The sequence below is a fragment of the Caballeronia sp. ATUFL_F1_KS39 genome (assembly GCF_023630985.1).
Classification (GTDB): Bacteria; Pseudomonadota; Gammaproteobacteria; order Burkholderiales; family Burkholderiaceae; genus Caballeronia; species Caballeronia zhejiangensis.
Window position 1 is genome coordinate 76,142 of the sequence record NZ_JALQDZ010000036.1, and the last position, 19,875, is coordinate 96,016.

Annotated in this window: 18 protein-coding genes and 1 pseudogene; 11 read left to right on the forward strand and 8 right to left on the reverse strand. The window is 66.2% G+C overall.

Annotated elements, in window-relative coordinates; all coding sequences use genetic code 11:
* Positions 1-193: 193 nt before the first annotated feature.
* Positions 194-652: a DUF4399 domain-containing protein gene (locus tag NCR93_RS17490; protein ID WP_372492482.1), complete on the reverse strand. Its 459-nt coding sequence runs from the start codon at positions 650-652 to the stop codon at positions 194-196.
* A 27-nt stretch (positions 653-679) separates the two neighbouring features.
* Positions 680-1,117 (reverse strand): DUF4399 domain-containing protein, encoded by a 438-nt coding sequence (locus NCR93_RS17495; RefSeq protein WP_033537047.1) that lies wholly within the window; start codon positions 1,115-1,117, stop codon positions 680-682.
* Between the two features lie 318 nt (positions 1,118-1,435).
* Here NCR93_RS17495 and NCR93_RS17500 point away from each other — a divergent pair, with 318 nt between their 5' ends.
* The gene (locus NCR93_RS17500; protein WP_175979386.1) at positions 1,436-3,373 is read left to right on the forward strand and encodes an SUMF1/EgtB/PvdO family nonheme iron enzyme; all 1,938 of its coding nucleotides are present in this window, start codon (positions 1,436-1,438) and stop codon (positions 3,371-3,373) included.
* Positions 3,374-3,376: 3 nt separating this feature from the next.
* Here NCR93_RS17500 and NCR93_RS17505 read toward each other — a convergent pair whose 3' ends face one another.
* Complete coding sequence (locus NCR93_RS17505; protein WP_175979571.1) at positions 3,377-5,224, reverse strand: DUF3857 domain-containing transglutaminase family protein; 1,848 nt, start codon at positions 5,222-5,224, stop codon at positions 3,377-3,379.
* 256 nt (positions 5,225-5,480) lie between these two features.
* Here NCR93_RS17505 and NCR93_RS17510 point away from each other — a divergent pair, with 256 nt between their 5' ends.
* Genes NCR93_RS17510 through NCR93_RS17520 form a run of 3 tightly spaced genes read left to right on the forward strand, consistent with a single transcriptional unit; the run spans position 5,481 to position 8,867 of the window.
* On the forward strand, positions 5,481-6,635 hold the full coding sequence (locus NCR93_RS17510; protein ID WP_008353239.1) for an HPP family protein: 1,155 nt from the start codon (positions 5,481-5,483) through the stop codon (positions 6,633-6,635).
* A gap of 19 nt (positions 6,636-6,654) precedes the next feature.
* Positions 6,655-7,065 (forward strand): MarR family winged helix-turn-helix transcriptional regulator, encoded by a 411-nt coding sequence (locus tag NCR93_RS17515; RefSeq protein WP_008353238.1) that lies wholly within the window; start codon positions 6,655-6,657, stop codon positions 7,063-7,065.
* 17 nt (positions 7,066-7,082) lie between these two features.
* Positions 7,083-8,867: a chloride channel protein gene (locus NCR93_RS17520; RefSeq protein WP_175979387.1), complete on the forward strand. Its 1,785-nt coding sequence runs from the start codon at positions 7,083-7,085 to the stop codon at positions 8,865-8,867.
* Here the strand turns inward: NCR93_RS17520 and NCR93_RS17525 are convergent.
* Positions 8,824-10,089 carry a glycosyltransferase family 9 protein gene (locus tag NCR93_RS17525; protein ID WP_250532267.1) on the reverse strand — a complete coding sequence of 422 codons (1,266 nt, stop codon included), beginning with the start codon at positions 10,087-10,089 and terminating at the stop codon, positions 8,824-8,826. The genes NCR93_RS17520 and NCR93_RS17525 overlap by 44 nt on opposite strands.
* A 279-nt stretch (positions 10,090-10,368) precedes the next feature.
* Here NCR93_RS17525 and NCR93_RS17530 point away from each other — a divergent pair, with 279 nt between their 5' ends.
* From NCR93_RS17530 to acuI, 5 genes are all read left to right on the forward strand, one after another.
* Positions 10,369-11,271 carry an aldo/keto reductase gene (locus NCR93_RS17530; RefSeq protein ID WP_008353233.1) on the forward strand — a complete coding sequence of 301 codons (903 nt, stop codon included), beginning with the start codon at positions 10,369-10,371 and terminating at the stop codon, positions 11,269-11,271.
* A gap of 10 nt (positions 11,272-11,281) precedes the next feature.
* Entirely contained in the window at positions 11,282-11,704 is a 423-nt protein-coding gene (locus NCR93_RS17535; protein WP_175979389.1) for a DUF1810 domain-containing protein, read from the forward strand.
* 54 nt (positions 11,705-11,758) lie between these two features.
* A complete protein-coding gene (locus tag NCR93_RS17540) occupies positions 11,759-11,974 on the forward strand; it encodes a hypervirulence associated TUDOR domain-containing protein (RefSeq protein WP_250532268.1) in 216 nt (71 codons plus the stop codon).
* A gap of 161 nt (positions 11,975-12,135) precedes the next feature.
* Entirely contained in the window at positions 12,136-12,573 is a 438-nt protein-coding gene (locus NCR93_RS17545; RefSeq protein ID WP_008353227.1) for a PRC-barrel domain containing protein, read from the forward strand.
* Between the two features lie 64 nt (positions 12,574-12,637).
* Positions 12,638-13,633: an acrylyl-CoA reductase (NADPH) gene (gene acuI / locus NCR93_RS17550; protein WP_175979391.1), complete on the forward strand. Its 996-nt coding sequence runs from the start codon at positions 12,638-12,640 to the stop codon at positions 13,631-13,633.
* Positions 13,634-13,640: 7 nt separating this feature from the next.
* Here the strand turns inward: acuI and NCR93_RS17555 are convergent, their stop codons facing one another.
* On the reverse strand, positions 13,641-15,335 hold the full coding sequence (locus NCR93_RS17555; RefSeq protein WP_175979392.1) for a methyl-accepting chemotaxis protein: 1,695 nt from the start codon (positions 15,333-15,335) through the stop codon (positions 13,641-13,643).
* Positions 15,336-15,598: 263 nt separating this feature from the next.
* On the opposite strand from NCR93_RS17555, the gene NCR93_RS17560 reads away from it, so the two are divergent.
* On the forward strand, positions 15,599-16,855 hold the full coding sequence (locus NCR93_RS17560; protein WP_250497278.1) for an aminotransferase class V-fold PLP-dependent enzyme: 1,257 nt from the start codon (positions 15,599-15,601) through the stop codon (positions 16,853-16,855).
* Positions 16,856-16,858: 3 nt separating this feature from the next.
* On the opposite strand, the pseudogene NCR93_RS17565 reads toward NCR93_RS17560, so the two are convergent.
* Positions 16,859-17,695: pseudogene (locus NCR93_RS17565) on the reverse strand (NAD-dependent protein deacetylase); the annotation flags it as partial.
* Positions 17,696-17,874: 179 nt separating this feature from the next.
* On the opposite strand from NCR93_RS17565, the gene NCR93_RS17570 reads away from it, so the two are divergent.
* Positions 17,875-18,885 (forward strand): zinc-binding alcohol dehydrogenase family protein, encoded by a 1,011-nt coding sequence (locus tag NCR93_RS17570; protein WP_008353221.1) that lies wholly within the window; start codon positions 17,875-17,877, stop codon positions 18,883-18,885.
* A gap of 9 nt (positions 18,886-18,894) precedes the next feature.
* Here NCR93_RS17570 and NCR93_RS17575 read toward each other — a convergent pair whose 3' ends face one another.
* On the reverse strand, positions 18,895-19,290 hold the full coding sequence (locus NCR93_RS17575) for a GFA family protein (protein WP_175979395.1): 396 nt from the start codon (positions 19,288-19,290) through the stop codon (positions 18,895-18,897).
* Positions 19,287-19,859 (reverse strand): hypothetical protein, encoded by a 573-nt coding sequence (locus NCR93_RS17580; protein WP_033537049.1) that lies wholly within the window; start codon positions 19,857-19,859, stop codon positions 19,287-19,289. The genes NCR93_RS17575 and NCR93_RS17580 overlap by 4 nt, the downstream gene beginning before the upstream one ends.
* Between the last annotated feature and the right edge of the window lie 16 nt (positions 19,860-19,875).

Genomic DNA, 19,875 nt, shown 5'->3' on the forward strand with positions numbered 1-19,875 from the left:
TTTACGCTGCATCTGTCCTTCTAAGCCGATGATGCTGCCCGCCCGACACTTCCGATCTTCACTGTCGGTTGCCCGGCGACACCCGTGCGATTTGCAGGGGACGAACGACCCCCTCCGCGATACGCACGCGGATACGAGTTGGATGAAAGCAACCGGGAAAGGCGCCGCTCGATGCATCACGCGGCGCCCGGACTTACTTGACGTAGATCGTGATCTTTCGGGAATAGACGGGCGGGTTATGCGGTATGTGCTTGTCATCGCCCATCAAAAGCTGAAGCGTGTGCTTGCCCGGCGGCAGTTCGATCATCGTTTCGGTTTCACCGGCGCCGTAGTGCAGATGATTGCGATCCGATGGAATCTCCTGATCCATCGGCGGCAGGTCCACATCGATCAGCAAATGATGATGCCCCGTGTTCGGAAACTTCACGCCGCGCGGCGCGACGCCCATGAAACGCAGCCCGAACCAGACGCGGAACGGCTTGCCCGCGGGCACGGTCTGGCCATCGTTCGGAAAGCCGATGTACGCATACGCGTTGGCCGGCGCGGGCGTCGTCCCGGCGAGTGCATGAGGCGCGGCGAACGCCGTCGCGAGCGTGGCGGCGACGAGGAGCGAACGCGGCAGCGCGAGCGCATCAGCGGATCGTTTTTTCATGTCATGTGCCCTCGGCAAGTGCACAGCTCATTTCACGATGATCGTGATCTTCTTCGAATACACCGGCGGGTCGTGCGGAACGTGGTTGTAGTCGCCCATCAGCAACTGCAAGGTGTGCTTGCCCGGCGGCAATTCGAGGCGAGCATCGGTTTCGCCCGCGCCGTAATGCAGGTGATTGCGATCGGACGGGATCTCCTGATCGAGCGGCGGCAGATCGGTATCGACGAGCAGATGGTGATGCCCCACGTTCGGCAGATCGACGCCCTTCGGACATACGCCCATGTTGCGCAAGCCCATGCGCACCCATAGCTTGCCGCCCGTGATCACGGCCCCGTCCGGCGGCCAGATGATGTAGGCCTCGGCGTTCGGCGGCGCGGGCGTGCGGGCACGCGCGGCGGAAAACGACGAATCGGCGGCCAATGCGGCCAGGGAAGCCAGCGCGCCAAGCACGGTTCTTCTCAGCATGTTATGCACGCCTCTCTCGTTGAAAGGCCTCGCGGATGGGCCAGGGAAATCGCTCCGGGCACGGACGAACGCTCGTGCTCGAGCGCGATGCGGATTACCTGATGCTGCGTCGCTGGTTTTTAGATTAGGACGTAACGTTTAAAAAAGATACGGTCACGCGGGGGGCCTGATTAACCTCATGACGGATACCTCCTTTCAGGGGATTAAGCGGCGTCTGAGCGCGTGCTATCGTTGTTGATGCCGTACCCGAAGCGTTGGCATCGCACGCGAATGCAGTGCGATGCCCTCCACTCAAAGCCGGACGGACAGGGTGTGAACATGTGGCGAACTCTTCTTATCGCGAGCGTTGTCCTGACGATCGGCCAGACGCTCGTCTCAGCGAACGCGGCATCGGTCACAGCGCCGCCCTCTTCCCCGATCTCGACGATCGCACACGCGCCCCGTCATCTCGCGCTCGTGATCGGCAATGCCGACTATCTCGATCAGCCGCTCGCGAGCGCATCGCGCGATGCCGACGACATGAGCATCGCCCTGAACGCGCTCGGTTTCGACGTCACGCGCCGCACGAATCTCGACGAAGCCGCGATGCGCCAGGCACTCGATGCGTTCGCCGCGCGCCTCGGCCCCGACGATACGGCGCTCGTCTATTTCGCCGGCCACGGATTGCAGGCGGGCGGCGATGCGTGGCTCGTGCCGCTCGACGCGCGCGAGCAACGCCCCGCGACGCTCGTGCGCGATGCGATTTCCGCGCGGGACATCGTCGAGCGCATTACGCGGGCGCGGCCGGACGCGGCGAACATCGTCGTGCTCGACATGTGTCTCACCGATCCCTTCGAGACAACGCGCGCGCGGACGTGGACGCTGCCGCCGCGCACGCTCGTCGCGTATGCGGCTGCGCCGGGCGATGCCGCATCCGAAGACGCGCGCAACGGGCGCTATACCGCGGCGTTGCTGCACGCGTTGGGCGCGCGGTCATCGGTGACGCCGGCGGCGTTCGCTGCGGCGGCATCGGATGTCGCGCGGGCATCGCATGGCGCGCAGCGGCCGTGGGTCGCGTCGACGCTCGATGACGGCTTCGCCATCGCCGATACGACGTCGAACATGCGTATAGCGGACGCGACCGCCATCGTGCCTGCCGAATCCGCCAGCATCGTCCGCACGCGCGGCATTCTGCCGAAAGACAGCAACGAGCAGTACGAACTGACGTTCTGGGATTCGATCAAGGACAGCACCTATCCGAGCGATTACGAAGCCTATTTGAAGGCTTATCCGAACGGCCGATTCGCGGCGCTCGCGAAGGCGCGCATCGAGCGTTTGCGCGCAGCCGGAAATGCAAAGCCCGCCGCTTCCGCGCCACCTGCCGCGACCGCCGCACCGGCCGCACCCGCACCCGCACCCGCGCCGAAGCCGACGCCCGCGCCGTCCGCGCCGGCTACCGCTGCCGCGCCTGAAAAACCGCGCCCGAGCACGGCGGCAGCGCCTGCCGCGCCGCCCGCCGCCGTGACCACCAAACCGGCCGCCAAGACGGCGAGCGGCGGCGAGATCAAGGATTGCCCGGCGTGCCCTGTGCTGATCCCGATCGCGGCGGGCAGCTTCACGATGGGCAGCAACAACGACGATCCCGCCGAGAAGCCGCCGCATCGCGTGTCGGTCGGGCGTGCGTTCGCCATCGGCAAATACGAAGTCACCGTCGAGCAATGGAACGCCTGCGCCGATGCGGGCGCATGCACGCGCGTCGCGCCCGAAGGCGAATCGACGCCGCCCGGCAACGCGCCGATGCGCAACGTGAGCTGGGACGACGCGCAGGTCTACGTCAAATGGCTGAGTAAGGTGGGCGGCAAGCCGTATCGCTTGCCGACGGAAGCGGAATGGGAATACGCCGCGCGCGGCGGCACGCAATCGACGTACTGGTGGGGCGATCAGATGAAAAAAGGCACCGCCGACTGCAAGGATTGCGGCGATCCGTACAAGCCCGAAGCGCCGACGCCGGTCGGATCGTTCGCCGCGAACCCGTACGGCCTCTACGACATGAACGGCAGCGTCTGGGAATGGGTCGCCGACTGCTGGCACAGTTCCTACAAGAACGCGCCCGCCGATGGCCGCGCCTGGGACGATCCGTCGTGCAGCGTGCGCGTGATTCGCGGCGGCTCGTGGCGCGAAGGCGCGGCCTACATGCAGTCGGCGACGCGCTTCAAGTACAGCTCGAGCGTGCGGCAATCGCAGAACGGCTTTCGCGTCGCGCGGGACATGGAGTGAGGTCTATCCGCCCAGCGCTTTCAGGATGATCTGCGCCTGCGTGTCCCGCTCGATTTTCTTGAGCAGCGGCAGCGCCGCCCGAAAATCGTCGGGCGTGCAGACTTGCTTGCCGAAGCGGGCGTCGAGCGTGCGCGATATCTGGATCACGTTGGTCGACGGATCGAACACATAGCGCGCGCGATAACGAAAAACATCGCTTGTCAGATCGAGATCGTCGGGCACTTCGGCGACGTGCGTCGTCTTCGGCAGCGTGATCTGCGCGGTTTCGTCGAACGTGCCGCCGATGCACAGATACGGCTGCGTGCGCGTGCGCTCGGCGAGCCAGTTGCGCACCGCGGTCGCGATGCCGCCCGACAGGCTCGACAGCGCGGGCAATGCCGTCGTGCCCGTCGGCCAGACGATGTCGTCGAGCGTGCCGCGCAGCGTCGTCGCGAACGGGCCGCCGGTTGCATCGACGTCGCTCGTCGTCAACGCCCCCGCGCCGCGCAGATTCGTGTAACGGAGCCGGTCCGCCGCGATCTGGTCGCGCCGTTGCGCATTCGCGAGACGCAGGTTGATCCGCTCGATTTCCGCGCTCCATCCCGCGTCCTCGACCCAGTAGGCGAAATTCGCCTCGCCCTTGTCCGCGACCTCGATCTGCAGCCGTGCCGTGCGCGCGAGCGGCTGCGTCGCGGGCGTGCGGGCCAGCGCGCCGGTATTCACGAGCAGCGCGGGCCGGTCCATGTCGGCGAGCGGCAGAAAGCCGAATTCGACGCTCGCCGCCGTGCTGTCCGCGAACACGTTCAGATCCGGCAGCCAGGTGACGATGTGGTTGATCGCGCCCGATCCGTAACCCGGCACCGACGGCAGCGTATAGACCGAACCGAGCCCGATGAGCGCGGGCTCGTTGCGAATGCCGACGGCATCGAGCAGCGCGCCGTAGAGCGCGACGTGATCCTTGCAATCGCCGTAGCGATTCGCGAGCACGTCCGTCACGCGATGCGGCACGGCCGGACTCTGCCCGATGAACATCGCGACGTAGCGGATATGGTGACGCACCCAGTCGTAGAGCGTTTTGGCTTTGGCGCGGTCGTCGGCGGCGTTTTGCGTGAGCGATTGCGCGAGCGCGCGGATCGCGGGATCGGTCGCGCCCGGACCGGCGGCGGCGTCGCGGTAGGCCTTCGCGAAGCTCGCGTAATCGGGAAAGGTCGTGACCATCAGCCGATCGCCGTATTGCGCATAGCCCACGGAGCCGCTTTCGATGCGCGCGAAACGATCGTGCCGGTACGTGAACGCGTAACGCGTGCGCCCGTTCGCCGTGACGGGCGGCTCGGCGACATAGCCGCGCGCATCGGCATAAAGCGGCTTGTCGGCGGGCAGATCGAAGACGAGCGTCTGCTGCACGACGGGCCGCTGCCCCGGATCGACGTAATAGTTGAATTGCCCGGGAATGACCGCCGCCGCCTGGCTCTTGCGAAAACGCAGATGCACGGTCGAGCCGATGCCCATCGCCGGAAAGATCACCGCGCGCAGTTTCGCGTCCTGAAACGTCGGCGCGCCCGCCGAGCGCGGCTCCTGAACGTCGCGGATCTGATCCGGCGAGACGTCGTGGCGCGCGCCGCTCGCATCGATCGAATAGGCCTCGACGATCTCCACCTTCGACACGCTCTTGTCATACCAGACGTAGCGCTGCGCGATTTCGTCGACGCCCGCCGACGTGTTCGCGCGCAGCACGGTGATGTCGTCTTCGGTGAGCGAGCCGTCGCTCGCGACGACGAACTCGTGAACGTCGCTGACGATCGTCGACGGGTCTTCGTCCGCCGCGACCGCCGCGCACGGCCACGCGCACGCGAACGCGATGTAGCACGCCATCCGGGAAATGTTGCGACGTGCCATGTCGAAGTGTCCGCGCCGCGCAAGGGAAAACTCATCGTACAGGAGGACATGGCGGCCGCGCACGCCCGTTCAACCGGATCAAAAGTGCGACGAATCCTGGGACGAATCGAAGCGCGCGACAATTTGTATCATATTGCGATACAATTTCACGATTGTCGCACGCTTGCTTTTCGCGCCCTCGATCCGGCCAGCCAGTGTGACCTTCCACTGACTCTTCCCGGAACGCTGAAAAGTGACGCGTATCGCATTGCTTCGCTGGCTCCAAGGCTTTCTTCCCGCTCCGGTCACGCTGCGCTGGACCGAGCGATTGCGCGCGGGGCTCGGCGCGCTGATCGGCATTGCGCTGACGGGCGGGCTGGCGCATCTGCTGATCGGCGATGCATCCGCGATTCCGTATCTCATCGCGCCGATGGGCGCGTCCGCCGTGCTGCTCTTCGCCGTGCCCGCGAGTCCGCTCGCGCAGCCGTGGTCGATCATCGGCGGGAACATCGTGTCGGCGACGGTCGGCGTCAGCTGCGCGATGTTCGTTCACGATCCCGTCGACGCTGCCGCGCTCGCCATCTGTCTCGCGATCTGCGCGATGTTCGCGCTGCGCTGCGTGCATCCGCCTTCGGGCGCGGTCGCGCTGACCGCCGTGCTCGGCGGGCCGTCGATTCACGCGCTCGGCTATGGCTTCGTGTTCGCGCCGGTGGCGATCCAGTCGGCGGCGCTGCTCGTGTCGGCGATCGCATTTCACGCGCTCACCGGGCATCGCTATCCGCACGGCCACGCCGCGCCGAAACCCGCGGTCGCGCCGCCCGGCGCCGACTCGTTCACGCGCGCCGACCTGCAGGCCGTGCTGTCGCGCCGCAGCGAATTGCTCGACGTCGATCCGGACGATCTCGAAGCGCTGCTTCGCGAAGCGCAGTTGCAGGCCTACGCGCGCCGGTTCACGGAGTTCACGTGCGCCGACATCATGTCGCGCGCGATCGTCTCCGTCACGCCCGAGACGAGCGCGCAGGCGGCGCTCGCGCTCATCGACAGGCATCAGGTGAAGGCGCTGCCGGTGATCGACGCGACGCGCCGCGTGTGCGGCATCGTCACGCGCGCGGACCTGGCGCCGGTGCGCCGCGACGGCATCGGGCAACGCGCGCAGCAGGCGATCGAGCGGCTGATGCGCGGTCCGTCGACGACGCCGCCGCTCGTCGCCTCGCTGATGACAACCGACGTCTGCACCGTGAAGACGAGCACCGCCATCGCCGATCTGGTGCCGATGTTCGCGCACTTGGGGCATCACCACATTCCGGTGGTCGGCGCGCACGATCAGCTCGCGGGCATGATCACCGAAGCCGATCTGATCTCCGGCCTCTATCGACAATCGTTCGCGGGCGAGCGCAAGACCGCCTGAGCGCGTCCACTGAAATCCGATGAACACTCCGCGCAAACTCGACAAGCCGGACTTCGAGCAACTGTCCGAATTCCGCTATCAGATGCGGCGCTTCGAGCGCTTCTCCGAGCAGGCCGCGCAGAACGAAGGCATCACGCCGCTGCAATATCTGCTGCTCCTGCACATCAAGGGCTATCCGGGCCGCGAATGGGCAACGGTCGGCGAACTCGCGGAGCGGCTGCAATCGCATCATCACGGCGTGGTGGCGCTGGTCACGCGCTGCGAGGCGGCCGGGCTCGTGCGACGCGCGCAGAGCGAAGAGGATCGCCGTCAGGTGCGAGTGCATCTCGAAGCGCGCGGCGAAGAAGTGCTCACGCGCCTCGCCGCGCTGCATCGCGCGGAGATCAAGTCTCTCGATGGCGCGTTCCGCGTGCCGCAGATCGATTTCTGAATTCCTGGAGCGCCTTCATGGACCATCACAAACGTGACTTTTCGGTCAACGACCGGCTGCTGAAGATATGCGGACTCGCCGCCGTCATCGGCGGCATCGCCACGCTCGCGGCCGTCGTGCTCCTTGCGCTCATCCATCTGTTCACGAACCTGTTTTTCTTCGGCACGCTTTCGCTCGAGGACAACTCGCCCGCGCTCAATACGCTCGGGCCGTGGGTGATCGGCATTCCGGTGATCGGCGGACTGATCGTCGGCATGATGGCGCGCTTCGGCTCGGACAAGATTCGCGGACACGGCATTCCGGAGGCGATCGAGGCGATCCTGTTCGGCAAGAGCCGCATGTCGCCGAAGGTGGCGATCCTGAAGCCGCTGTCGTCGGGGATCGTGATCGGCAGCGGCGGGCCGTTCGGCGCGGAAGGCCCGATCATCATGACGGGCGGCGCGCTCGGCTCGCTGATCGCGCAATGCATCGACGTGACCGCCGCGGAGCGCAAGACGCTCCTGGTCGCGGGCGCAGCGGCGGGCATGACGGCCGTGTTCGGCACGCCGGTCGCGGCGGTGCTGCTCGCGGTCGAACTGCTGCTGTTCGAATGGCGGCCGCGCAGCTTTCTGCCGGTCGCGCTCGCTTGCGCGGTCGCGGGCTTCGCGCGCGCGGCGGTGTTCGGTACGGGCGCGCTCTTTCCGCTCGAAACGCCGCCGCCGCACATGATTTCGCTGCTTTCGTGCCTCGTGGCCGGGCTGTTGTCGGGCGCGCTGGCGTCGGGGCTGTCGGCTGCGCTCTACAAGCTCGAAGACCTGTTCCACAAGCTGCCGATTCACTGGATGTGGTGGCCGGCGCTCGGCGCGGTGATCGTCGGTATCGGCGGATATCTCGAGCCGCGCGCGCTCGGCGTGGGCTACGACGTGATCGGCGATCTGCTGCATCAGCACATCGCGATTCAGGTGGCGCTGTCGATTCTCGCCGTGAAGGCGATCATCTGGGTCGTCGCGCTGGCTTCGGGCACCTCGGGCGGCGTGCTCGCGCCGCTATTGATGCTCGGCGCGGGCCTCGGCACCGCGCTCGGCGCGATCCTGCCCGGCCACGACACCGCGCTCTGGCCGCTCGTGTGCATGGCCGCGACGCTCGGCGCGACGCTGGGCGCGCCGCTCACCGCGATCGTCTTCGCCTTCGGCCTCACGCACGATGCGAACGCGCTCCTGCCGCTGCTCGCCGCGACGCTCGTCGCGCACGGCTTCGCGACCGTCGTCATGAAGCGCTCGATCATGACCGAGAAGATCGCGCGGCGCGGTTATCACATCTATCGCGAATACGGCGTGGATCCGCTGGAGCGCCATCACGTCGATGAAGTCATGACGCGCGACGTGCTGACGATCGACGCCGCCACGCCGCTTTCCGACGTGCTCGCGAAGCATTTCGGGCCGCAACAGGTGCATCGGGCGTATCCGGTGGTGCGCGAAGGCGTGCTCGTCGGCATGCTGGACCGGGCGTCGCTCGCGACGTTGATCGGGGCGTCGCCGGTGGCGCAGTCGGGCGTCAGCATCGGCGATGCCTTGCAGCGCATGGAGCACGGCGCGCCGGCGTTCGCGCTGCCGGGCGAGCCGTGCCGCCTTGCCGCGACGCGTCTCGCCGTGCATGAACTGGAGCGCCTGCCGGTAGTCGCGGACGAGGCGTCGCGGCGGCTCGTCGGCATCGTGTCGCGCAGCGATCTCGTGAAGCCCGCACGCGCGCACTTCGACGAGGAACATCGGCGCGAGCGCTTCAGGGGCTTTCGGCGGACGGCGCCGGCGCTGAAGAAGCACTGAAGGATACGAGGTCGGCGCAGAGATCGGCGAGCGGCTGCGTCCAGTCGCCCAGTTCGGTCTGACGATAGAGCCGCATCGACGGATACCACGGCGTGAAGCGCTGACAGTCGAGCCAGCGGCTGTCGCAGGCCCGCGACAGCAACACCCGCACCGGCCGATTCAGCGCGCCGGCGAGATGCCCCGTGCCTGTATCGATGGTGACGAGCAGATCGAGCTTCTCCAGCACGCGGGCCGTGTCGCCGAAGGTCGAGAGATGCGGCGCGATATCGGTCACGCCGTGGCGGTTCATGATCGCGCGTTCGTCGTCGCCGAGTTCGCCGACTTGCAGCGAATAGAACTGACAAGCCTGATTCGTCAGCAAGGATTCGAGCCGCTGAAGCGGCATCGAACGATACGGTTCGTGCCGCACGCCGCTCGCGCTTCTCCAGATCAGGCCGATTTTCGGGCGCGTCGTTTCGACGTTCAGCAGCGCATTGGCGTCATCGGACAAACGCTTGGCCGGATCGATGGCGATGCGCGCGGCGGGATTTTCCATCGGAAAGTATGGCGAGCGTTGATAGCGCGCGTAGAGACTGAAACCGAAGGTCACGCGATCGCAGCACGCGAGTTCGGCCGCGCGCTGCTCTTGCGTCGCCATCGACAGCCTGACCTGCTCGCTCTGTCGGAAGACTTCCTCCCAACCCGAAAATTGCTCGGAGACGATCATGCTCGCCCCTTCGCGCAGCAGCGCGTCGATGTAGCGCGAGAACTGCACGAAATCGCCGAAGCCGCCCTCCGCGGGAATGAAAATTCGCTTGCCCGCGACGGACTCGTCCATGCCGAGCAGCTTGTCCGGGAGCGCGCCGGCCCAATCGGGATCGGATTCGAGAACGAGTTGATGAAAGACTTCGGCATACGATCTGCCGCGGATCGTGCGATAGCGTTGGTTCGCCTCGTGAAACTTGCCGAGGGCGAACTGCACCATGCATAGCTCTTCGGTCAGCGCGTATCGATTGGCCTGCGAAAGCGGCTCTTCGAGTCCGAGCTTCAGGAATTTCTCGGCTTGCGCGTGCATCCCGAGAAAGCTGAGGTCGACGCCGAGTTGGGCAAGCCAGCAATCCGGGTTCGCCGACGCGGCGAGTTGCGCGGCGAGCGCACAGGCTTCGGCGGCGCGTCCTGCTGCTCGCAAAGTGCGGATGAGGTCGAGCGGCGCCATGTCTCGTATGTTGTCGATATCGGCCATGCTGATTTTTTGTAGGAAGGCTGCGGGCGGGAGGCGGTATGTTAGTTCCCCGATGCATCGCGAGCGCAAAAAAGCGTCAATCCAAGGTAGATGTATCGGCCCAATGGGGGAAGGCACTTTGCGTCAAAAGGCGTTTCGGGAAGAGAAAGAATCGTGGGTTGCACTGGGCTGTGCCGATGAAAGCATCGGCGTCGGATTGCGCGTTCGCTGACGAACGTTCGAAACGGATCGCCCGATGTTCTCTACTATGCAAACTCTCCCGCTGACATCGCCCCGCCCATGCCCAACCGCCGCGCTTTCCTCCGCCTGACCGCCGCCGCGCTCGCCACGCAGGCATTCGACACGGCACAGGCAGCCCAACCCATGCACACCCGCCCGATCCCGTCGACGAAAGAGCCTTTGCCCGTCATCGGCTGCGGCACCTGGCGCACCTTCGACGCCGGCGACGACCCCGCCCGCCGCCGCGAGCTCGCCGAGGTCCTGCGCGCGCTTTTCGCCGCGGGCGGCTCGGTAATCGATTCATCGCCGATGTACGGCTCCTCCGAAGCCGTCGCGGGCGCGCTGCTCGCGCAATCGCATACGCGCGACAAAGCGTTCATCGCGACGAAAGTCTGGACCGACGGACGCGAGGCCGGCATCGCGCAGATGGAGCAATCGCTGCGCTTGTGGCAGACCGATCGCGTCGATCTCATGCAGATTCACAATCTGCTCGACTGGCGCACGCATCTCGCCACGCTGCGCGACTGGAAAGCCGCCGGCAAGGTCCGCTACATCGGCGTCACGCATTACACGTCGAGCGCGTTTGCGCAGGTCGAGGCGGTGCTGCGCTCGGAGCGCATCGATTTCGTGCAGATCAACTACGCCGCCAACGACCGCGATGCCGAAGCGCGCCTTCTGCCGCTCGCCGCCGAGCGCGGCGTCGCGGTCATCGTGAATCAGCCGTTCGGCGGCGGATCGCTGCTCGCGGGCCTGCGCAACCGGCCGCTGCCGGATTTCGCGCAGGAAATCGGCTGCACGTCGTGGGCACAGCTCCTGCTGAAGTTCGTGCTGGGCAACCCGGCCGTGACCTGCGTGATCCCCGGCACCGGACGCCGCGAATACATGATCGACAACGCGCGCGCGGGCATCGGCAACTATCCCGATGAAGCGATGCGAAAGCGCATCGCCGATGCGGTCGCGTAAGGAGATGAGCATGAGCGATCCGTACGACCTGCAGCGTTTCGTCGACGCACAGGAAAGCGTCATCGACGACGTGCGCGCCGAGCTTTCCGCCGGCCACAAGCGCACGCACTGGATGTGGTTCGTGTTCCCGCAGATCGTCGGCCTCGGGCACAGCGCAATGGCGCAGCACTACGCGATTTCGTCGCGCGACGAAGCCCGCGCCTATCTCGCGCATCCCGTGCTGGGCGCGCGGCTCGTCGAGCTGACGCGTATCGTCAACGGGCTGCAGGGACGCACTGCCGGGCAGATTTTCGGCTATCCGGACGACATGAAATTCCATTCGTCGATGACCCTTTTCGCGCACGCCGCCGACGATCCCGCCGTCTTCGAAGAAGCGCTGCGCCGATATTTCGACGGCCAGTCCGACGAGGCGACGCTTTCCCGCCTGACATGACGGGCATGGCCGTTGCGCTTCGGGAAACGTCGACTTTTTCCGGGAGCGCAAGCCATGGGCCAAGCCTTCAAGCTGCACGATCACGTCCGCTGGAATACGCCGCAAGGCGAAACGACGGGCCGCATCGTGCGCATCGTCACCGAGCGCGCGACGCTCGACGGCCACACGGTCAACGCATCGCACGACGATCCGCATTTCGAAGTCGAAAGCGACAAGAGCGGCAAGCGCGCCGTTCACAAAGGCGACGCGCTCAAGCGGATCTCGCATTGACCGCGCGCACCGCACGTTCGCACTATTGCAGTGCGCGCGACGCCACCTGACACCGTTCCTGCAGAAACCATGATAAACGTTCAAACTTCTACCGCGCTGGAAGCTTGAATCGCGCATTTCAATTGAACCGGATTGCCCCAATCCTTTGAGGAATCGAACCAATGAAATCGAAACTCGTGGCACTGCTCGTTGCATCGTCGGCACTTGGCCTGACTTCCACGGCATCGTTCGCCCAAGTCGCAGGCACGCAGCCGCTCGGCGTATCCGTCGAAGTATCGACCGCCATCATCGATGGCTGGAGCATCAAGAAATCCGTGTTGAACAAGCCGGTCGTCAACGAACAGGGACAACGCGTCGGCGTCATCAACGACATCATCGTCGCGCCCGACAAGTCCGTTTCGTTCGCGATCATCGCCGCTAACAAGTTCCTCGGCGTGGCGCGTCACGACGTCGCGATTCCGATCGAGCAACTGGACGTGAAAAACGGTCAGTTCGTGCTCGCGGGCGCGACCAAGGAGGCGATCAAGGCGCTGCCCGAGTTCCAGTACAACAAGGTGAAGGCGACGCCGATCCCGCGCGCGCAATTCGAGCATCATTGATTCGCCGTAGTGCCTGACGGGGCGGCCGCGCGCCGCCTCGCCCGAACTCAACCGGAGCCAGCCGATGTTCAAAGCCCTCATCCTCGACAAACAGGACGACCGCACGGTCGCGTCCATTCAGTCGATCGACGAAGCCCGACTCGCTTCATCCGGCGATGGCGGCGACGTGCTCGTGCGCGTCGACTTCTCCACGCTCAACTACAAGGACGGACTCGCGATCACCGGCAAGGCGCCCGTCGTACGCACCTGGCCGATGGTGCCGGGCATCGACTTCGCGGGTGTCGTCGAGACGAGTTCGCATCCGGATTACAAGCCCGGCGACAAAGTCGTAATGAACGGCTGGGGCGCCGGCGAAACGCATTGGGGCGGGCTCGCGCAGAAGGCGCGCGTGAGCGCCGCTCATCTGATCGGGCTGCCCGCGAACATCACGACGCGCCAGGCGATGGCCGTCGGCACCGCGGGCTATACCGCGATGCTTTGCGTGCAGGCGCTGGAAAAGCACGGCATCGGCGCACAGGACGGCGACGTGCTCGTGACGGGCGCGAACGGCGGCGTCGGCAGCTTCGCGGTCGCGATTCTGGCAAAGCGCGGCTATCGCGTGATCGCGTCGACGGGCCGTCCCGAGGAAGCCGCGCGGCTGCGCGAACTGGGCGCGGCGGATATCGTCGAGCGCGCGACGCTTTCCGAGCCGGGCAAGCCGCTGCAGAAAGAGCGCTGGGCGGCGGCCGTCGATTGCGTCGGCAGTCACACGCTCGCGAACATCTGCGCGAGCCTGCGCTATGGCGGCGCAGTCGCCGCGTGCGGCCTCGCGCAAGGCATGGATCTGCCGGCGTCGGTCGCGCCGTTCATCCTGCGCGGCGTCGCGCTGCTCGGCGTGGACAGCGTCTACGTGCCGCGCGAGCGGCGCATCGCGGCGTGGCGGGCAATCGCCGATGAAGTGCCGGTCGCGACCATCGAAAGCGTCGCGACGACGATCCCGCTCGCCGATGCGCCCGACGTCGCCGCGCGTCTGCTGCGCGGCGAGGTGAAGGGGCGCGTGATCGTCGACGTGAACGCCTGAAGCGGCGTCAGAACGTGCTCCAGCCGTCGGCGGTGGCGGGCTGCGCCACGGCCGCTTGAGCGACGCGCGGCGCGGGTTTCGCAACCGGCGTGCGCGGCGCGTGCGCCACGCGCGGCGCGGCCTGCGTGATCGCAGCCGCCGCGCCGTCCACCGTGAAGAACGCGACCGCCTCGTTGAGCCTGCGCCCCTGCTCTTCGAGCGACGTCGCGGCGGCGGCGGCTTCTTCGACGAGCGCGGCGTTCTGCTGCGTGACCTCGTCCATCTGCGTGATCGCGAGATTCACCTGCTCGATGCCGCGCCCCTGCTCCGCGGACGCCGCCGCGATCTCCTGCATGATGTCCGTCACGCGCGCGACGGCCTGCGTCACTTCGGCCATCGTCGTGCCCGCTTCGCTTGCCAGCAGCGAGCCGTCGCGCACCTTGCCCACCGAATCGGCGATCAGTTCCTTGATTTCCTTCGCCGCCGTCGACGAACGCTGCGCGAGGCTGCGCACTTCGCTCGCGACGACCGCGAAACCGCGGCCCTGCTCGCCCGCGCGCGCCGCTTCCACGGCCGCGTTGAGCGCGAGAATGTTGGTCTGGAACGCGATGCCCTCGATGATGCCCGTGATATCCGCGATCCTGTCCGAGCTGTCGCTGATGCCGTTCATCGTGTTCACGACTCGGCCGACGACATCGCTGCCCTTCTTCGCGATATCCGACGCGTTCGATGCAAGCGAACTCGCCTGCTGCGCGTTCTCGGCGTTCTGACGCACCGTCGACGTGAGCTCTTCCATGCTCGCCGCCGTCTCCTGCAGGGAAGCGGCCTGCTCTTCGGTGCGCTGGCTCAGATCGGTATTGCCGGTCGCGAGCTCCTTTGCCGCGCCGCCGACCGCGCCGCTGCTTTCGCGCACGCGGCTCACGATGTCGGTGAGGCGCGCGTTCATCGTGGCGAGCGCGCGCAGCAAATCGCCCGTTTCGTCCTTCGTATTCGCGACGATGCGGCTCGTCAGATCGCCGCGCGCCACCGTCTGCGCGATGCCGACCGCCTCGCCGATCGGCGCCGTGATCGAGCGCGTGACCAGCACGCCGCCGATCACCGCGAAGAGCGCCGCCACCACGCATAGCGCGATCAGCACGTTGCGCTGCGTCCGATAGCTCGCCTGATCCGCGCGCACGATTTCCTCGCGGCGCGTCGCGGTGTAGGCCGCGTAGTCGTCGGTGGCCTTGACGAGTTGCGCGAGCAGCGGACGGCACTCGTCGTCGAGCGCCGTCACCGCTTCCTCGTGCTTGCCCGCGAGCGCCAGCCCGGCGATCTTCGTCGCGACGGGACCGTACAGCGCCTCCACGCGCATCATTTCGGCGGCGAGACTCTTCGCCTTGTCGCTCGTATCGCTCGCGCTGGCGAGCATGTCGTTGAGTTGCTTCAGGCGCGCCTGCACGTCCTCGTGGGCGCGCGTGGCTTCGGCTTGCTCGAGTTCGATATCGGACGGTTTCGTGACGAGCACGAGATTGCGCGCGGCGATCGCGCGGCGGTCGACGGCCGTGCGAATCTGACCGGCGACATCGGCGCGCGCGTTGATGCCGTTGACATAGTGCGCGAAGCCGTCCGTCGCGACGGACAGCGCGCGCAGCGACATGCCTGCCACCAGCACGACCAGCACCGCCAGAATGCCGAAGCCAGCGATCAGCCTGTTCTTGATCGTGATGTTCTTGAGGTTCATTTTCAGGGTTCTCTCAGGGTCCGTTCGGGGGACATACGGCGTCCGTGTGATCGCTTCGCGCGGCATACTGCTACGCGAGCGAACGATCGAGCGCAAAAGATGCGCGACGCTCTAAAGCTGATTACGGCTCACGATTTTTGGACTGAAGGGAAAAGATGCAAATAGTCTGCACTTTGTCCACGACGTTCGGTAATACCGTTACCATACAGATGCGCGAAGTTAGGTAAGCATTTCATTTTCTTTCCACGAACTTCTACATTCCGATGCCCGAGATCCTCGATCACCGCACGCCCGGATTCGCCGATGCGCTCGCGACGCTTCCGCCGACGCCAACCGCCGGTCTCGCCACGAACGAACGCTACTGGGATGCGGTGCGCGCGCTGTGGCGTCACTCCGACGAGCTCATCAACCTTGAGAACGGCTTCTGGGGTGCGATGACCGAGCCGGTCAAGGCGATGTTCCATTACTGGACCGAGCGCGTGAACCGCGAGACGACGCTTCTGATCCGCCCGCATCTGATGTCGCTGTATCAGGGTTTGCGGGAGCGCGTCGCGATCGAAATGGGCTGCGCGGTCGAGGAGATCGAGCTGACGCGCAACGCGACCGAAGCGCTGCTCGCGCTCATCAGCGGCTACAACCGCCTCGCGCCGGGCGACACGGTGCTCTACAGCGATCTCGATTACCCGTGCGGCAAGGACGCGATGGAATGGCTGCGCGAGCGGCGCGGCGTCACGCCCGTGCGTATTACGATGCCGGAGCCCGCGACGCGCGAAGCGGTGCTCGACACCTACGCGAAGGCGCTGCGCGCGCATCCGCGCACGCGGCTCGTGCTGTTGTCGCACGTCTGCTTCGCGACGGGCCTCGTGATCCCGGTCGCGGAGATTTCGGCGATGGCGAAGGAAGCCGGCGCGGACGTGATCGTCGATGCCGCGCATTCGTGGGGGCAACTCGCTTTCGACGTGCCCGACTTGAACGCGCCGTTCGCCGCGCTGAACTTGCACAAGTGGATCGGCGCGCCGCTCGGCTGCGGCGCGATCTACATCCGGAAGGGACACGTCGCGTCGATCGATCCGTATCTCGGCGACCGCTCCTGGCCCGCCGACGATATCCGCGCGCGCGTGCACACCGGCTCGCCGAACTTCGCCGCGTGGTTCACGCTGCCGTCGGCGCTGGACGTGCATCGGCGCATCGGTGCGAAGGCGAAGGAAGCGCGTCTGCGTGCGTTGCGCGATGCCTGGGCGAAGCCCGCGAGCGAGCTTCCCGGCGTGCAGATCCTGACGCCGCACGATCCGTTGATGACCGCCGGCATCACTGCGTTCCGCCTGAACGGGCGCGCGACGAAAGCAGGTTGCGATGCGATCGTCGCCGCGCTGCGCGATCGCTTCGGCGTCTTCACGGTGACGCGGCCCGGCCCCGACGCGGGCGAAGTCGTCCGCGTGACGCCCGCGCTCTTCTCGCGCATGTCGGATGCCGAGCGTCTCGTCGAAGGCATCGCGGCGCTTGCGCGCGAAGCGAAGTAAGCGTCAGCGCGTCACCGGCCGTGCGTCGAGATGCTCGATCAGGCGTTCGAGCGCGTCCGAGCACGGCGCTTCGACTTTCAGCGCGAGGAGCGCGTCGGCGCGTGTCTTGCCGATGTTGATGGCCGCGATCGGCTTGCCGCTTTTCGCGGCCCACTCGCAAAAGCGATAGCCCGAATACACCATCAGCGATGAGCCGACGACGAGCATCGCATCGGCGGCTTCGAGCGAGCGTGCCGCGTCGTCGACGAGCGCGCGCGGCACGCTCTCGCCGAAGAACACGACGTCGGGCTTGAGCACGCCGCCGCAGCGCGTGCAGCCGGGCACGTCGAAGGCGGCGAAATCGAGATCTTCGATATGCGCGTCGCCGTCGGGCACCGCGGGCGCCGTATAGCCGACGAAATCCGGATTCGCCGCTTCCAGCATCCGCTGCACGGCCGCGCGCGTATGCCGCTCGCCGCATTCGATGCAGCGCACTCGCCCGATATTGCCGTGCAGCTCGATCACATCGGGATTGCCGGCGCGCGTGTGCAATCCGTCGACATTCTGCGTGACGAGCCGATGTACCCGGGAACGCGCGGCGAGCGCGCGCAGCGCGTGATGCGCGGCGTTCGGCTGCGCGTTCTGCACGACCGGCCAGCCGATGAGGCTGCGCGCCCAATAACGCCGGCGCGCGTAGTCCGAACCGAGAAAGTCCTTCAGCAGAATGGGCGTGCGGCCCGTGCGCTGGCCTTCGCGATCGCGATAACAGGGAATGCCCGATTCCGTGCTGATGCCCGCGCCCGACAGCACGAAAAGCCGCGGATGCCGCTCGACGAATTCATGAAGCTGCTGCACTTGCCGTCCTTTTTTCGCTTGTCCGAGCGATTTGCTCTGGTGGAAATATAAGGCGAAACCGCCCGCGCCGCTGGCTGCGCATCCGGCCTTACCACTTTTTCGATATTGAAATTGGCTTGACCAAATCGGCGCGCATCGTTAGATTGACGGACGCCCCACTCCAACGACATATCGAGACATCCAGCATGCTGACCGTCATCTGCGAAACGCCCGGAACCCTGAAAGCCGAACAGCGCGAGAAACCGCAGCGCGCCGACAACGAAGTGCTGCTGCGCGTGAAGCGCGTCGGCGTGTGCGGCACGGACCTGCACATCTTCACCGGCAATCAGCCTTATCTGTCGTATCCGCGCGTGATGGGCCACGAGCTGTCGGGCGTGATCGAGGAAGCGGACGCATCGAGCGGGCTGAAGGCGGGCGACACCGTCTACGTGATGCCGTATCTGTCGTGCGGCAAGTGCATCGCGTGCCGTCAGGGCAAGACGAATTGCTGCGTGAACATTCAGGTGCTCGGCGTGCATCGCGATGGCGCGTTCACCGAATATCTGAATCTGCCCGCGCAATTCGTCCATAAGGCCGAGGGCGTCACGCTCGATCAGGCCGCGATGGTCGAATTCCTCGCGATCGGCGCGCACGCCGTGCGTCGCGCGGACGTGCAGCCGGGGCAGCGCGTGCTGGTTGTCGGCACGGGTCCGATCGGCATGGCGGCCATCACCTTCTCGCGGCTGCGCGGCGCGAACGTCACCGCGCTCGATACGCGCGAAGACCGGCTCGCGTTCTGCAAGCGCGAACTGAAAGTGGACGCGACCGTGCAGATCGGCGAGCAGGACAAGGAACAACTGTCGACGCTCACGAATGGCGAATTCTTCGATGTGGTGTTCGACGCGACCGGCAATTCGCGCGCGATGGAACGCGGCTTCGAATTCATCGCGCACGGCGGGAAGTACGTGCTGGTGTCGATCGTGCCGGATCGCATTTCCTTCGCCGATCCGGAGTTCCACAAGCGCGAAGCGACGCTGCTCGCGAGCCGCAACGCGACGCCCGAGGACTTCGAGACCGTGCTCGCCGCGATGCGCAAGGGCGAAGTGCCGACGGATGCGCTCAACACGCATCGTCTGACGCTGAGCGATGTGCCGACGCAGTTCTCGTCGCTGCTCGATCCGAAAGCGGGCGTCGTGAAAGCGATCGTCGAATGCTGACGGGTTGAATCAGGGCGCGCCGCGTACAAAGCGCGGCCGTCCTTGCGCGTCGTGCCACGGCTCGGCGCTTTTGCACCAGATTTCGTACTGCGGCGGATAAAGGCCGGTTTCATCGAAGATGCCGGTCGGCACCTCGATTTCGTCGACGCCGTCGAACGCCAGATAGACCGGCGATCCGCACAGCGGGCAATGATGCCGCCTGCCCGTCGCGGAGCTCGCCCACGCGACCGTGTCGCCCGTCACGGCAAACGCATGGCGCGGAAAGATCGCGTAAACGCCGAACGGCGCACCGTGGATGCGCCGGCACGTCATGCAGTGACACAGATTCACTTCCTTCGGCGCGCCCGCGACGCGCACCCGCACCGCGCCGCACGCACATCCCCCTTCGTGAAGCGGCTGATTCATCGGGTGAAGTAGCCGCGGTTCTGCATGCATTCGCTGTAGGCGCGCCAGTAGCGCGTCATCGGCGGCTCGGGCGGCGGCAGCGGCGGCATCTTCATGTCGCCGCCGTAGATCGCGTCGGATGCGCCGGATGCGCCCGCCGCCATCGATGCGGGCATCGCCGGCATGCCGGGCATCGCGCCGGATGCGGGATGCGGCAAGGCGGTCACGCCCGTCGCGCCGGACGCACCCGACGCGGCGATCGCCGCCGATGCGCCCGATGCAGGCGCCGCCGCAGACGCCGCGAGCGCACCCGATGCGCCCGCCGCACTCGCCGGCAACGGCGGCTCGACCGGACGCGGCGGCGTGAGCGTGCGCGTGTCGCGCTGCGCCTGAGCGTCGCGCGATGGCGCTTGCGACTCGCGCGCCATGTTCACTTTGGTCGTCTGATTGGCGTAGCCGTAGCAGGCGGCGTTATCGATCGATTGCTGCCACGCGCTCTGGCTGCGGCCTGGCACGGTGAGCGGCTGTTGCGCGAAGGCGGCGCCACACGCCGCGAGCAAAACGAATCCCGCGTAAGTGGAAGGTCTCATTGGCTTGCAGTTCCCC

Coding starts and splice junctions, on each gene's coding strand:
- NCR93_RS17490 (WP_372492482.1), bottom strand. CDS start 652: ATGAAAAAACGATCCGCTGATGCGCTCGCGCTGCCGCGTTCGCTCCTC.
- NCR93_RS17495 (WP_033537047.1), bottom strand. CDS start 1,117: ATGCTGAGAAGAACCGTGCTTGGCGCGCTGGCTTCCCTGGCCGCATTG.
- NCR93_RS17500 (WP_175979386.1), top strand. CDS start 1,436: ATGTGGCGAACTCTTCTTATCGCGAGCGTTGTCCTGACGATCGGCCAG.
- NCR93_RS17505 (WP_175979571.1), bottom strand. CDS start 5,224: ATGGCGTGCTACATCGCGTTCGCGTGCGCGTGGCCGTGCGCGGCGGTC.
- NCR93_RS17515 (WP_008353238.1), top strand. CDS start 6,655: ATGAACACTCCGCGCAAACTCGACAAGCCGGACTTCGAGCAACTGTCC.
- NCR93_RS17520 (WP_175979387.1), top strand. CDS start 7,083: ATGGACCATCACAAACGTGACTTTTCGGTCAACGACCGGCTGCTGAAG.
- NCR93_RS17525 (WP_250532267.1), bottom strand. CDS start 10,089: ATGGCCGATATCGACAACATACGAGACATGGCGCCGCTCGACCTCATC.
- NCR93_RS17530 (WP_008353233.1), top strand. CDS start 10,369: ATGCCCAACCGCCGCGCTTTCCTCCGCCTGACCGCCGCCGCGCTCGCC.
- NCR93_RS17535 (WP_175979389.1), top strand. CDS start 11,282: ATGAGCGATCCGTACGACCTGCAGCGTTTCGTCGACGCACAGGAAAGC.
- NCR93_RS17540 (WP_250532268.1), top strand. CDS start 11,759: ATGGGCCAAGCCTTCAAGCTGCACGATCACGTCCGCTGGAATACGCCG.
- NCR93_RS17545 (WP_008353227.1), top strand. CDS start 12,136: ATGAAATCGAAACTCGTGGCACTGCTCGTTGCATCGTCGGCACTTGGC.
- acuI (WP_175979391.1), top strand. CDS start 12,638: ATGTTCAAAGCCCTCATCCTCGACAAACAGGACGACCGCACGGTCGCG.
- NCR93_RS17555 (WP_175979392.1), bottom strand. CDS start 15,335: ATGAACCTCAAGAACATCACGATCAAGAACAGGCTGATCGCTGGCTTC.
- NCR93_RS17560 (WP_250497278.1), top strand. CDS start 15,599: ATGCCCGAGATCCTCGATCACCGCACGCCCGGATTCGCCGATGCGCTC.
- NCR93_RS17570 (WP_008353221.1), top strand. CDS start 17,875: ATGCTGACCGTCATCTGCGAAACGCCCGGAACCCTGAAAGCCGAACAG.
- NCR93_RS17575 (WP_175979395.1), bottom strand. CDS start 19,290: ATGAATCAGCCGCTTCACGAAGGGGGATGTGCGTGCGGCGCGGTGCGG.
- NCR93_RS17580 (WP_033537049.1), bottom strand. CDS start 19,859: ATGAGACCTTCCACTTACGCGGGATTCGTTTTGCTCGCGGCGTGTGGC.